General features: G+C 44.5%; 9 protein-coding genes and 2 pseudogenes. 1 reads left to right on the top strand and 10 read right to left on the bottom strand.

The window, feature by feature from the left end; translation table 11 throughout:
* Window positions 1–12 precede the first annotated feature (12 nt).
* The 9 genes and pseudogenes from ACK5MF_RS11355 to sixA all read right to left on the bottom strand — a co-directional run bounded on the left by ACK5MF_RS11355 (window position 13) and on the right by sixA (window position 9,679).
* Window positions 13–2,295 carry a chemotaxis protein CheA gene (locus ACK5MF_RS11355; protein ID WP_416922274.1) on the bottom strand — a complete coding sequence of 761 codons (2,283 nt, stop codon included), beginning with the start codon at window positions 2,293–2,295 and terminating at the stop codon, window positions 13–15.
* A gap of 9 nt (window positions 2,296–2,304) precedes the next feature.
* A complete protein-coding gene (locus ACK5MF_RS11350; protein ID WP_416922272.1) occupies window positions 2,305–3,030 on the bottom strand; it encodes a protein phosphatase CheZ in 726 nt (241 codons plus the stop codon).
* A 56-nt stretch (window positions 3,031–3,086) separates the two neighbouring features.
* Window positions 3,087–3,455: a chemotaxis response regulator CheY gene (gene cheY / locus ACK5MF_RS11345; protein WP_416922318.1), complete on the bottom strand. Its 369-nt coding sequence runs from the start codon at window positions 3,453–3,455 to the stop codon at window positions 3,087–3,089.
* 45 nt (window positions 3,456–3,500) lie between these two features.
* Entirely contained in the window at window positions 3,501–4,235 is a 735-nt protein-coding gene (locus tag ACK5MF_RS11340) for an RNA polymerase sigma factor FliA (RefSeq protein WP_416922270.1), read from the bottom strand.
* On the bottom strand, window positions 4,228–5,115 hold the full coding sequence (locus ACK5MF_RS11335) for a MinD/ParA family protein (RefSeq protein ID WP_416922269.1): 888 nt from the start codon (window positions 5,113–5,115) through the stop codon (window positions 4,228–4,230). Before ACK5MF_RS11335 ends, ACK5MF_RS11340 begins: the two co-directional genes overlap by 8 nt.
* Window positions 5,116–5,128: 13 nt before the next feature.
* Window positions 5,129–6,175: pseudogene (gene flhF, locus ACK5MF_RS11330) on the bottom strand (flagellar biosynthesis protein FlhF); the annotation flags it as partial.
* 59 nt (window positions 6,176–6,234) lie between these two features.
* Window positions 6,235–6,667, bottom strand: a pseudogene (locus ACK5MF_RS11325) (flagellar biosynthesis protein FlhF); the annotation flags it as partial.
* 174 nt (window positions 6,668–6,841) lie between these two features.
* Window positions 6,842–8,938, bottom strand: coding sequence for a flagellar biosynthesis protein FlhA (flhA, locus tag ACK5MF_RS11320; protein ID WP_416922267.1), 2,097 nt, complete (start codon window positions 8,936–8,938; stop codon window positions 6,842–6,844).
* 273 nt (window positions 8,939–9,211) lie between these two features.
* Entirely contained in the window at window positions 9,212–9,679 is a 468-nt protein-coding gene (sixA, locus tag ACK5MF_RS11315) for a phosphohistidine phosphatase SixA (RefSeq protein WP_416922265.1), read from the bottom strand.
* Between the two features lie 375 nt (window positions 9,680–10,054).
* Here sixA and ACK5MF_RS11310 point away from each other — a divergent pair, with 375 nt between their 5' ends.
* Window positions 10,055–12,832 carry an insulinase family protein gene (locus ACK5MF_RS11310; RefSeq protein ID WP_416922263.1) on the top strand — a complete coding sequence of 926 codons (2,778 nt, stop codon included), beginning with the start codon at window positions 10,055–10,057 and terminating at the stop codon, window positions 12,830–12,832.
* A 66-nt stretch (window positions 12,833–12,898) separates the two neighbouring features.
* Here ACK5MF_RS11310 and ACK5MF_RS11305 read toward each other — a convergent pair whose 3' ends face one another.
* On the bottom strand, window positions 12,899–13,492 hold the full coding sequence (locus ACK5MF_RS11305) for a VOC family protein (protein WP_416922316.1): 594 nt from the start codon (window positions 13,490–13,492) through the stop codon (window positions 12,899–12,901).
* Between the last annotated feature and the right edge of the window lie 17 nt (window positions 13,493–13,509).

The following is a 13,509-nucleotide window of genomic DNA, read 5'->3' as shown; positions in this document are numbered from 1 at the left end:
TAATACTGTTACTTAGATTCTTGAAGCCGCAGCATAACGTTTCAGTAGGTCTGGAACGTCCAGAATCAAAGCAATATGACCGTCACTGGTAATCGTTGCTCCCGCCATACCCGGAGTACCTTGTAGTAACTTATCCAATGGCTTGATAACCACTTCTTCTTGACCAATTAATGTATCGACTACGAAGCCAACACGTTGACTGCCAAGTTGAACAATCACCACATGACCGTGACCTTTGCGTGCTTCTACGCGCCCCGCTCTTGGTGCTAACCAGTTTTGCAGATAGAAAAGCGGAATCGATTTCTCGCGGACAATAATCGTCAGTTGTCCATCGACCACGTTCGTTCGGCTCAAGTCTAAGTGGAAGATTTCGTTTACGCTTGCCAAAGGCAGCGCAAATGGGTGACCTGCAACACCAACCATCAAGGTTGGTAGAATTGCAAGGGTTAGCGGTACTTTGATGGTGATCTTGGTACCTTTACCTAACTCTGAATCAATGTCGATTGAACCATTAAGCGTGTTAATCGCGGTTTTAACCACGTCCATACCTACACCTCGACCCGAGATGTCAGAGATTTTTTCTTTACTAGAAAAACCAGGCATGAAGATTAAGTTAAAACACTCTTTGTCTGTTAAACGAGAAGCCGCGTCTTCATCCATCATGCCACGCTTAACAGCGATAGAGCGAAGTTTATGAGGATCCATACCGGCACCATCATCAACGATAGCGAGTTCGATATGGTCACCTTCTTGTGAGGCTGAAAGAATCACTTTACCGGTTGGAGATTTTCCTGACTTGGCACGCTCGTCAGGCATCTCAATGCCGTGGTCAACAGAGTTTCGCACTAAGTGAATCAATGGGTCAGCTAAAGCTTCAACCAAGTTTTTATCTAAATCCGTCTCTTCGCCACGCATTTCAAGCACAATATCTTTGTTTAGGCTACGCGCCAAATCACGAACGACACGCGGGAAACGACCGAACACTTTCTTAATTGGCTGCATGCGCGTTTTCATTACTGCGCCTTGCAGATCAGCAGTCACGACATCAAGGTTCGCCACTGCTTTAGACATTTCTTCGTCGTTGCTATTTAAACCCAGACTCAACAGACGGTTACGTACTAATACTAACTCACCGACCATGTTCATAATCACATCAAGGGTCGAGGTATCTACACGTACGGTGGCTTCGGCTTGGTTCTGCGGCTTCTTGGCTGCTGCGACTTCACGTTTTTCTTTAGACTGTTTAACCGCAGGTACTGCTGGCTTTTCTGTCGCTGCGACTTTAGGTGCTACGGCTTTAGGCGGTGATGGAGCTTTTGCAACTGCCGCAGGAGCCGCTGCTTGAGAAGGCGCTGCGACTGGACGTGTTGCCATGTCCAACTCTTCGATTGATGGACCTTTACCAGAACCGTGTAGCTCATCGAGAAGTTTTTCGAACTCTTCGTCGGTCATTAAGTCACCGTCAGATCCTGTTGCACTTGATACAGCAGGTTGCGTTGGCTTACTTGGAGCGGTGGGCTGAGCAGGTTCTTGTGGAGTCGATACTTGCGGAGCGCTACCGTTGATCGGACTCTTACCCTTACCATGGAGTTCATCAAGCAGTTTTTCGAACTCATCATCGGTGATATCACCGCTTAAATCCGCATTTGTCACCGCACTTGATTGCACAGGAGTGGCTTGAGGCTTAGCGACAGCACCCGGGCTCTTGCCCTTGCCATGCAACTCATCCAGCAGATTTTCAAATTCATCTTGAGTAATTTCATCGATAGAGTCAGCCGACAATTTGCTTTCTTTCGGCTGGCTTTGAACCGGTTCTTCAACTATTGGTTCTTCAACTATTGGTTCACCAACAACGGGCACGTCTTCAACGACAGGTTCTTGTGCAGCAGCAGGAGCGTCTTCAGATTCTGGCTTACATAAATTATGCAGCTCATCAAGTAGTGCTGGATCGGCAGGAGTGAGAGGCTCGCCATCCTGAACTGCACGGAACTGTTCATTCACGGTATCAAGTGAGCGAAGCATAGTGTCCATGAGGCTTGGGGTAACACTGCGTTGGCCATTACGCAGAATATCGAATACGTTTTCTGCACCGTGACAGGTTTCAACTAGCTCAGTGAGTGATAGGAAACCCGCACCACCTTTTACCGTGTGGAAACCACGGAAAATTGCGTTTAGCAGATCTTTATTTTCAGGGTCATTTTCTAACTCGACTAATTGCTCAGAAAGCAACTCGAGGATTTCACCTGCTTCAACTAAAAAGTCTTGAAGAATGTCTTCGTCTAAATCGTAGCTCATAAGTTACCCCTAAAAACCAAGACTCGATAATAAATCGTCTACTTCGTCTTGAGATGCGACAGCATCCGCTCTTTCGTGAGGATTCAAAATTGGACCTTCAGCTTCAGAGGATGCTTTTTTCTCGCTAACTGTTTGTTTCTGTTGTTCTGATTGTTGTTTACCAAACGCCGTCAAAATGTCGACTAAACGTTGTTCTACTTCGTTGACCAAAGTAATCACACGACGAATGATTTGACCGGTCAAATCCTGGAAGTCTTGTGCCATCAGTATTTCGGTCAACTGACCACGCAACTCACTGCTGTCACCTTCAACGTGAGACAACAGATCATCAACACGGTGACATAATGCTTTGAATTCACTGAATTCAATCTGACCACGCATAAGCTCGTTCCATTGGGGACGAATCAGCAGTAACATTTCATGTAAATTGTTAGCAATAGGCATACAGCGGTCAACAGCATCCATCGTTTTGTTTGCTGCTACTTCTGTTTTTTCTATTACATAATTCAACCTAGTTTTTGCATCTGGAATCTCATCCTTTGCAATTTCTGCCATTCGGTCATCTATTTGAAACTGCTTAAGTGAATCATGCAGATCTCTGGTCAGTTCCCCGATCTCTTTAAACATCGGGTTACGTTCAGACTCAAAAACTTGCTTTAAAAGTAGATTCGCTTCGTCTTGCAATCCATTCTCTAGCAGTTCAACGAGTTCTTTGGCTTGTTCTAATGAAATCATTCTCATTTAGCCTTACACGCGTAATGAATAGAGCACCTTCTGCCGTGCAAAAGTGTTTACAGACGTTCGAATATTTTATCTAATTTTTCTTTAAGAGTTGCAGCGGTAAACGGTTTTACAATATAACCATTAACACCTGCTTGAGCGGCTTCAATAATCTGCTCACGTTTTGCTTCCGCAGTAATCATCAAAACAGGAAGATGTTTCAATTCAGCGTCTGCACGAATGTGCTTTAACAAGTCGATACCTTGCATACCAGGCATGTTCCAGTCTGTTACTACAAAGTCAAAACCACCTTTTTTGAGCATTGGCAATGCCGTCAAACCATCATCGGCTTCTTGTGTGTTATTGAAGCCCAAATCACGAAGTAGATTCTTTACAATACGGCGCATTGTTGAAAAGTCATCAACAATAAGGATCTTCATGTTTTTATTCAAAATTGCCTCCACTGAGTTCAAAATCAGTGATATTTAGTCATTTTGTGTCCAAGAACTTAACTTTGTTCTTAGACGTTGCATAGATTGGCTTAGTATTTGACTGACTCGAGATTCACTCACACCAATGACTTCACCAATTTCTTTTAAGTTTAACTCTTCATCATAATAAAGCGAAAGTACCAAAGCTTCACGCTCTGGAAGCGATTTTATTGATTCAATTAATGCTTTTCGGAACGATTCATCAGCGACATCTTTGAATGGCGAGTTATCCTCGTCATCATCCAATGGTGAAATCGCATCATCTGATACCCCCAAATCTTCAATACCAACAATGCGAGAGCAGTTAATGTCACTCAACACAGTATGATACTGGTCAAGCGGCATATTTAAATGTTTTGCAACTTCGGCATCGGTTGGATCTCGATTCAGTATTCCTTCTAATTCAGAGATCGCCTGGCTAATTTCCCGGTTATGTCTATGAACCGATCGCGGTACCCAGTCACCACGTCGAATGTCGTCGAGCATAGCTCCACGGATTCGAATACCTGCATAGGTTTCAAAGCTAGCGCCTTTACTCCCGTCGTAATTCTTTTGCGCTTCCAGCAGACCAATCATCCCGGCTTGGATTAAGTCGTCAATCAAAACGTTGGGCGGCAGACGTCCAATCAAGTGATGTGCAATACGCTTAACCAATACAGAATATTGCTCTAGAAACAGCTGTTGGCTGTTCAAAGCTCCATATTGATTGTAAGTAAGCGCTTTATTCACCAAATGGTTCCTCTACTGTTTCGGATCGATTAAGTAGCCGCTCAACAAAAAATTCTAAGTGACCACTCGGCGTTTTCGGTATCGGCCACGTCGTTGCTTTATTCGCCAAAGAGCTAATCGCTAAAGACGCTGGAGAACGAGGGAAAGCATCAACCACGTTACGCTGTCTCTTCACTGCCTGACGAACATTATCATCCAAAGGAATACATGCTACGAGTTCAAGACTAACATTCAAGAACCTTTCTGTGACTAATGTCAATTTAGCAAATAATTCCCGACCTTCACGATAACTTCTCACCATGTTTGCAACAATCTTAAATCTTCTAACTTGGTGTTCTCTGCTTAAAAGTTTGATCAATGCATATGCATCTGTGATTGAGGTCGGTTCATCACACACCACCACCACTACGTCTTGAGCTGCGCGAGCAAAGCTGACAACCATATCAGAAATACCTGCCGCTGTATCAACTAAAAGCACGTCCATTTCATCTTCTAGCGTACCAAACGCTCGAATTAAACCCACATGTTGCGCATGTGACAACTCTGTCATCGACTGAGTACCCGACGTTGCTGGAATAATCTGAATTCCATAGGGTCCTTCAGTTATAGCATCTTTCAGTTCACACTCACCAGCAAGAACATGTCCTAAATTACGCTTAGGACGAATACCGAGCATGACGTCGATATTGGCAAGCCCTAGATCCGCATCCAGAACCATGACTTTTTTGCCTTCGCGAGCCATACAGATAGCCATGCCTAAGGTCACGTTTGATTTGCCCACACCACCTTTACCACCAGTCACGGTAATGACTTTAGTCAGTGATGGCTGAGATAAGCGACGTAAGCCGCTTGCTTGGTCATATATCATTTTATTCGTCATATCTGTACGCCGCCTAGAATCTTTCTGAATCACTATTCCAATAGTGAGGTTCATTTTCTGTCGACTTCTCAAGTAATTCGTTTGCCTTCGCCACCATGTATTTAGGCTGAGCAAGCACTATGTCTTCTGGAACACGTTGTCCATTGGCGATGTAAGCCACTGGCAGTGAGTTTTGCACTACCACACTGACAAACTCGCCCAAACTCAAGCATTCGTCGAGCTTAGTCATGATGCACCCTGAAAGCGGAATTCTTCTAAAGTGTTCAATGGTTTCCTGCAGTACCTTTCTCTGCGCTGTCGCAGGCAAAACAAGGTAGCTATGAATCATTTCACCACTCTCTTGCATCAAGGTATCTAATTGTTCTGATAAGCGAACATCACGTTGTCCCATACCCGCTGTATCGACTAAAACGAGTCGGCGATTTCTCAACTGATATATTACTTCGGCTAACTCTTTGGAATCTTTAGCGACTCTTACAGGACAACCCATAATTCTTCCGTAAATCGACAGTTGTTCATGTGCGCCAATGCGATATGTGTCTGTGGTCACCAGAGCAACATTGTCGGAACCAAACTCCATTGCTGCGCGTGCCGCGAGCTTAGCAACCGTCGTCGTTTTGCCTACGCCAGTCGGTCCAAGTAATGCAACGACCCCACCTCGTTTCAATATGTCTTGTTTTACGACGGGGATCTGGTCTGAAACCAGTCCCAGCAAGGCTCGCCAAGCTTTAGGTGGTGGCGTATCTTCTGGTATATAACAGGCGAGTTGGTCGGCCAAATCGAGCGATACTCCCATACGTTCTAAACGCTTAATTAGCATTGCTCGTAACGGTTCACGACGTTCAACTTCTTGCCACATGAGTCCTGAAACTTGATGTTCTAAAAGACGACGGATTGAGGCCATCTCTTCGCGCATATTTTCTAAATCCTGCGCAGAAACTTTGGCTTCGTCAGAATGTTGGCGTTCATAGCGTGACGGATCCAAACGCAATTTGCGTTGCTCACGGTTCGTTTCTTCTTCTTCAGCCCAACGGCTCAGCTTAGACTGTGGCGAACCAGATGGTGATGAACTAGATAGTGATGAACTAGATAGCGATGAACTAGATTGCAGCGAACTGGTATTTTCTCTTTGACGCTGCAATAACGCAGATAGAGAATCTTCATTTTCAGCACGACGGTCTTCTTGATCGGGCATAGCTCCGTTGCTGTACTGCTTGAGCATATTGGCAAAACGTTGAGTCATAGAACGACCTTCCGCTGCACTTGCCTGCAAACTCACTCGATCTTCTTCTAACTCACGTCGAGCAGGTTGGCGCGTCAAAGATTGAGAAACTTGACTATTGCTGAATCTGGGTTGGGAGCTGTAAGGTTGTTGAGTTCTCTGTTGTGACACAGTTGGAGACGCAGACGGTTCACCATCCACTGCCGCCACGATTTCGACACCACCAGCGACTTTTTTATTTGACATGATCACCGCATCCGCACCCAACTCTTCTTTGACTTGGAGCAGTGCAGTTTTCATATCTTTGGCAAAAAATCGTTTTATTTTCAATGCTGATATCCGTCTTTAATGTGAGGCAAACTAATTATACCCTTCCTACTTGAAGCTGCAGCGGTGTTGCCTACGTTCGTTCACCCCAATCACATAGTTTATCTATGCTCATGGGGATTCACTCACTTGCCGACTACCTGCAACTTCAAGTAGTTTGGGTACCGCTAACCGCAGTTAATTACCTACCGCCTGCACAATTCGAATTTGTTTCTCATCAGGTATTTCTTGGTACGAAAGAACACGTAGGCTAGGAATGGTATTTTTCACAAACTTAGCCAATGTCGAGCGGAGAACACCTGAAGTGAGCAATACTGCCGGCTCACCTTTTAATTCTTGCTCTTGTGTTGCATGGCTCAACGCCATTTGCAAACGTTCGGCAAGCCCCGGTTCAATCCCCGCGGACTCACCACCTGAAGCTTGCATGGTTTGATGCAATATTTGTTCCAATTCAGGAATTAAAGTAATTACTGGCAACTCTGGCTCTATACCATTGATTTCCTGAACGATTAGACGTTTCAACGAGATACGAACAGCCGCTGTGAGTATGTCAGGTTCTTGACTCTTACTGGCATATTCAGAAAGTGTTTGCACGATAGTACGAATGTCACGAATGGGAATAGCTTCATTCAGAAGGTTCTGCAGCACCTTAACCACTACGCCTAAAGGAAGCTGGTCAGGCACAAATCCTTCCACCAGTTTTGGGGTTGAACGACCCAGCATTTCAAGCAGATTTTGTACTTCTTCGTGACCAAGTAGTTGCGACGCATTATTGGTCAATAGTTGGCTCAAATGTGTCGCCAGTACCGTTGACGAATCCACAACGGTATAGCCCAAAGCTTGAGCATGTTCCCGTTGGTCTTCTCGAATCCAAACCGCTTCTAAACCAAATGCAGGGTCAAAGGTGCGTTCACCGTCAATCATCCCGTACACTTGCCCCGGGTTGATAGCAAGCTCTTGGTCAGGTCGAATTTCTGCTTCGCCAGCGGCAACTCCCATCAAAGTAATGCGGTAGCTGTTCGGTGTGAGCTCTAAGTTGTCACGGATATGTACCGCGGGAATAAGGAAACCAAAGTCTTGCGATAGCTTCTTACGTACCCCTTTAACACGTTCAAGCAATTCGCCACCTTGATCTCTGTCGACTAATGGGATTAAACGATAACCCACTTCTAAACCAATAATGTCGACTGGCTGAACATCTTCCCAAGAGAGTTCTTTCTGTGCCGGCGCTTCGCCATCTAATGTTGCCGGTAGGTTGGTTTTCTCATCTTTTGCTGCTTTCTGTTTACGTTGAATCCAATATGCAGCGCCACCAGAAATCGAGGCCAATAATAAGAAAGCGAAATGTGGCATTCCCGGCACTATCCCCATAACACCGAGTATTGCTGCGGTAATCATCAATGCTTTAGGATTATCAAACAGTTGAAAGATAACCTGCTCACCCATGTCCTCATCGGTATTTTGACGCGTTACCATGATAGCTGCGCCAATCGATAATAATAGCGATGGGATCTGCGCCACCAGGCCGTCACCAATAGTTAACAGGGTATAAATTTCGATCGCTTCGCCAAAGCCCAAACCATATTGAGCCATACCGATAGACAGACCACCGATGATGTTAATGAACAGGATTAGGATACCGGCAATGGCATCCCCTTTAACGAACTTAGAGGCACCATCCATCGAACCATAGAAGTCCGCTTCTTTGGTAACTTCAAAACGGCGAGTTCTTGCTTGTTCTTGATCGATTAAACCAGCGTTCAGGTCAGCATCAATTGCCATTTGTTTACCGGGCAAAGCATCCAAGGTAAAGCGAGCGCTCACTTCAGAAATACGTCCTGCACCTTTGGTGACAACCATAAAGTTAATGATCATCAGGATAAGGAACACCACCAGACCGACAGCATAATTACCACCAATAACCACGCTACCAAAAGCTTCAATCACGTTACCGGCAGCGTTACCTCCTTCATGACCTTTCAGTAAAACCACACGGGTTGACGCCACGTTCAAGGCTAAGCGGAGCAAGGTCGCAATAAGTAAAACTGTCGGGAATGCTGCGAAATCGAGGGGTCTACGGGTGTAAACGGTGACCAATAACACCACCAGTGCCAGCGCTATATTGAAGGTAAAGAATAAGTCCAACAAAAAGGCAGGGATTGGTAAAACAACCATGCCAAGAGTCGCAAGCACCATAATAGGCGCGCCAATCGCTGGCATACTGCGCTGTGGAATGGAAGGTAACTTATCCGCAAATGGCAGAGTAAACTTCATAGGCCTATAAACTGTTCGCTAATACTAAAATTGAATAATTCGGTTTGCAGCATTCAGTGCCTATTTTGCACATTGCAAAGCGCACGTAAAAATAACTAAATGACAACATTTTAGCCTGATGATGCAATTTTTAGTCCATGCTGATGCGCCAATTTTATGGCTGCACTAATGACTCAAAATGCTAACGCACGGTTTGTACAAGAGAGAAAGAAAAATGTAGACGGGCGAATATAGAAAAGGCCACCTTACGACAGCCTCTTGATGCTTATTCAATTAAGGGTGGATATTCCACACCAACTCACCTTTGCGAGCGGCGACATCATATTCAATGCAAACCAGTCCAGAGGTAGGGAACATAGGTGCAACCATTCCCGGTACAAACTCAGAAACCAGATACCCCACTAATGGTAAATGTGACACCAGTAATACTGATTCCAGCTGCTCCGTTTCAATACAAGCAGCGACGAACTCGAACACATCTTCTGCTTGACCGTATGGCGTGATGCCCTCACAAACTTCAATAATATCTGCCGAAAAATGGCGCGAAATTTCTTGCCAAGTTTGCTGAGCACGTAAGTACGGGCTAACAAATACTTTATCTACGTGAGCGATATTTTTCTGCGTCGCACAAGCTCTGGCAACAGCGACAGACTCATTTCGACCTCTATCTGTCAAGGCTCGCTCTGCATCACTGGCAGCATAATGCTGGGCTTCTCCGTGACGCATAATAAAAACTTTCATCTTTTTTACCTTAATCTTAATGCAGTCTGTTGCTGCTTGGCGGCGATTATAATCGTCTTTCACTCAACTTCGCGACCACTTTTACTGCAATTTGTGAATCGCTTATACAAGGCAACTCTCATGCCATCTATCAAGTCTTTACACCATTTTTAGCCTGTATTTATTCTTTGCTAATCGAAATTTAGCGTTAATTTCAAAACTATCAGTCTGTTAAAAACGCAGTGAAAAGACTAAAATGACAATATGTTAATATAAGTTCCAAGTTTATAAGCGTTCTCGTTTATAAATATCCAGCTCATAAAAAACCGATCTCGTATTTGCGGTAAGTCGTATCAGTGCCATACTTAAGATCCCGTGCTACTCCGGAGATTCTCTGTGCACATAAGTCCTAATGATTCAAACCGCTATCGACACTTCACTCTGCCAAATGCGCTGAGAGTTTTGTTGATCCAAGATGAAAGTGCGCAAAAATCTGCGGCTGCACTGGCGGTTAATGTAGGGCATTTTGACGATCCTATGGAACGGCAAGGTATGGCTCATTATCTGGAGCATATGCTGTTTTTAGGTACTAAGGCGTACCCGAAAGTTGGCGATTTTCAAAGTTTTATCAGCCAACATGGTGGCAGCAATAACGCATGGACTGGCACAGAGCACACCTGCTATTTTTTCGATGTTACCACCAATGCTTTTGAAAAAGCACTTGAGCGGTTTAGTCAATTTTTTGCCGCACCGCTATTTAATGAAGAAGCTTTGGATAAAGAGCGTCACGCCGTCGATTCTGAGTACAAGTTAAAACTCAATGACGATTCTCGCCGACTCTATCAGGTGCAAAAAGAAACCGTTAACCCACTCCATCCGTTTGCAAAATTCTCAGTCGGCAATATCGAGACATTAGGTGACAGAGAAGGTAAATCAATCCGCGACGAAATTATTGCCTTTCACTCTGAGCAATATTCGTCGGACATCATGACGCTGACGCTTATGGGTCCACAAACTCTTGATGAGATGGAACAGTGGGTCAAAGAGAAATTTTCAACCATTGAAAACAAACACCGACGCGGAAAGTCAATTCGTGAACCATTTGTCACCCCAGCACAAACGGCAATAACCATTCGTGTCGAACCGTTAAAAGAAATTCGTAAACTGGTAATGAATTTCCCCATGCCGAATGTGGATGCTCATTATCCTTATAAGCCGTTGTCTTACTTTGCCCATTTAATCGGCTATGAAGGTGAAGGAAGCCTATTGTTAGCACTGAAAGATAAAGGTTGGATTACCTCTCTTTCGGCTGGTGGAGGTGCCAGTGGTAGCAACTATCGCGAATTTTCCATCAGTTGTACTCTCACCGTCAAAGGCCTGAAAAAAACTGATGAAATTATTCAGGCGCTGTTTCAATACATTCAACTGATTGCCGAGCAAGGGTTAGACAAATGGCGTTACCTTGAGAAACGCGCAGTATTGGAATCTGCTTTCCGTTTCCAGGAAACCAACCGTCCGATGGATATCGTCAGTCATTTAGCGGTGAATATGCAGCATTATGCGGCAGAAGATACTATTTACGGCGACTATTTGATGAAAGATTACGATGAAAACTTACTGAAAAGCTTTCTACCTTATCTTTCACCAAATAACCTACGTGTCACTATCATTGCTCAAGGACAACACTACGACACAGAAGCTAATTGGTATTTTACACCTTACTCAGTTGAAAAATTTACCGATGCTCAAGCCAGCATTTATCGTACAAGTGATAAAACGTGGCCGCTGACACTGCCGCCTAAAAACCCGTTTATTTGCTACGATCTAGACCCTAAACCCGTAGAGAAAGAACAATCACAACCAGAAATTCTGCAAGATTTGCCGGGATTCCGTTTATGGCATTTGCAAGATACAGAATTTCGTGTACCAAAAGGTGTTATCTATATAGCTATCGATAGCCCTCATTCTGTAGCGAACGTACAAAACATCGTGAAGACACGACTCTGTGTGGAAATGTTTCTCGATGCTCTGGCAAAAGAAACCTATCAGGCTGAAATCGTGGGTATGGGTTACAACATGTATGCCCATCAAGGTGGTGTGACTCTTTCTATCTCTGGATTTAGTCAAAAGCAGCCACAGTTAATGGCCATGATTTTGTGCAAATTCGCTGAGCGCAGTTTTAGTCCGAAACGTTTTGACACCATCAAACAACAACTGCTACGTAATTGGCGTAATGCGGCTCACGATAAGCCCATTTCTCAGCTATTTAGCAATATGACGGGGCTGTTGCAGCCTAATAATCCCCCCTACTCAGCGTTGCTTGAAGCGTTAGAAACGATTGAAGTTACAGACTTGGCGGAATTCGTCGATTCAATCTTGGCGAACTTGCATGTAGAAATGTTTGTTTATGGTGACTGGCAGGCACGAGATGCTCATGACATGGCGGAAGTGCTCAAAGATGCATTGCGAGTGAAAAACCAGACTTACGAAGAGTCTTTACGACCGCTTGTGATGTTAGGTAATAGCGGTACTTTCCAACGCGAACAGTTGTGTGATCAGGATGATTCAGCTGTGGTGGTATATTACCAATGTGAAGATATCGAGCCACGTAATATCGCTCTCTATTCTTTGGCCAATCACTTGATGTCTGCAACGTTTTTCCATGAAATAAGAACCAAACAACAGCTAGGCTATATGGTCGGAACGGGCAATATGCCAATGAATCGTCATCCGGGGTTAGTACTTTATGTGCAGTCGCCAAACGCGGCACCGACGGATCTCATTTATTCGATTGATGAGTTTCTCAATGCGTTTTATATGGTACTTCTGGAGCTCAATGAGTACCAATGGCATAGCAGTAAACGAGGTCTGTGGAATCAAATTGCGACGCCCGATCCGACACTCAGAACGCGAGCGCAACGCTTATGGGTAGCCATAGGCAATAAAGATTGGAACTTTAATCAAAGAGAAATTGTTCTCGACGAACTCAAACAACTGAGTAGAACAGACATGATCCGTTTCGTGGTTAATACGCTCAAACCAAGGACGGCCAACCGGCTCATTATGCATACGCTTGGCAATGTCCATCAGGACTGCGAACCGCTTCATTTAGGGCTGGAAATTGGTTCAACGGAAGAGTTCCAGCTCAGACCAAAAGCGTACGATATCGGCTAGATTTCGATGAAATAAGGAGTTGCGAAATACCACTCCTTACTTTGACTTGATGTGATTTAGGGGAAGTTACTGTTCCGATTCAACAATGTTTTTTAATGAATGGGGATGTAACTTGATACACACGCCTTGCCACTTGAACGCCACTGTCGGGTTATTCAATCGCTCACCTTCGCCCTTGGGACTGGATAGCTTCACTTTGATACCTTTGTCTGCAAGATTGTCCCAGTTCAACGCAAGATCAGGAAACACCTGTTTCAAATACGCCAAATAGTCATCGGCTGTTTGCGCTTCTGATGGAACGACAAATTCCACATGTTCCCAACTTTGCTCAGGGTAAATCTTACCTTCTGCGGGATAAGGCAGCTCTAAACACTCAATATGCCAAGTTTTAATCATCAAAGGTTGTTTGAATGCGATAACAATAATTGGACGACCGTTGATTTGGGTTTGAGAAATCACTTCCCCTTCTAGAGACCAGGCTTGATGCGCCAATTTTGCCAACTCCAACTCATTGATCCGCATGGCAACATGATCAAGCTTATACGCCGATAGGTCGATCTCTAGCAGAGCCGTTAATTGCTCAATCTTTTCGATAAATGGTGCTAAGTTTTGTTTCATCTGACTAGGATGAAGAGCTGTATCCAGCAATGGCTGAAGCATTTTACGCGTCCGAAATA

The organism is Vibrio sp., from assembly GCF_047973365.1.
Taxonomy (GTDB): Bacteria; Pseudomonadota; Gammaproteobacteria; order Enterobacterales; family Vibrionaceae; genus Vibrio.
Note: the sequence above shows the minus strand (reverse complement) of the source record. Positions and strands in the feature narration are given on the sequence as shown.

Bases quoted from the DNA above. Each gene is read 5' to 3' on its own strand.
- ACK5MF_RS11355 (WP_416922274.1), bottom strand. From the start codon at position 2,295: ATGAGCTACGATTTAGACGAAGACATTCTTCAAGACTTTTTAGTTGAA.
- ACK5MF_RS11350 (WP_416922272.1), bottom strand. From the start codon at position 3,030: ATGATTTCATTAGAACAAGCCAAAGAACTCGTTGAACTGCTAGAGAAT.
- cheY (WP_416922318.1), bottom strand. From the start codon at position 3,455: ATGAAGATCCTTATTGTTGATGACTTTTCAACAATGCGCCGTATTGTA.
- ACK5MF_RS11335 (WP_416922269.1), bottom strand. From the start codon at position 5,115: ATGACGAATAAAATGATATATGACCAAGCAAGCGGCTTACGTCGCTTA.
- flhA (WP_416922267.1), bottom strand. From the start codon at position 8,938: ATGAAGTTTACTCTGCCATTTGCGGATAAGTTACCTTCCATTCCACAG.
- sixA (WP_416922265.1), bottom strand. From the start codon at position 9,679: ATGAAAGTTTTTATTATGCGTCACGGAGAAGCCCAGCATTATGCTGCC.
- ACK5MF_RS11305 (WP_416922316.1), bottom strand. From the start codon at position 13,492: ATGCTTCAGCCATTGCTGGATACAGCTCTTCATCCTAGTCAGATGAAA.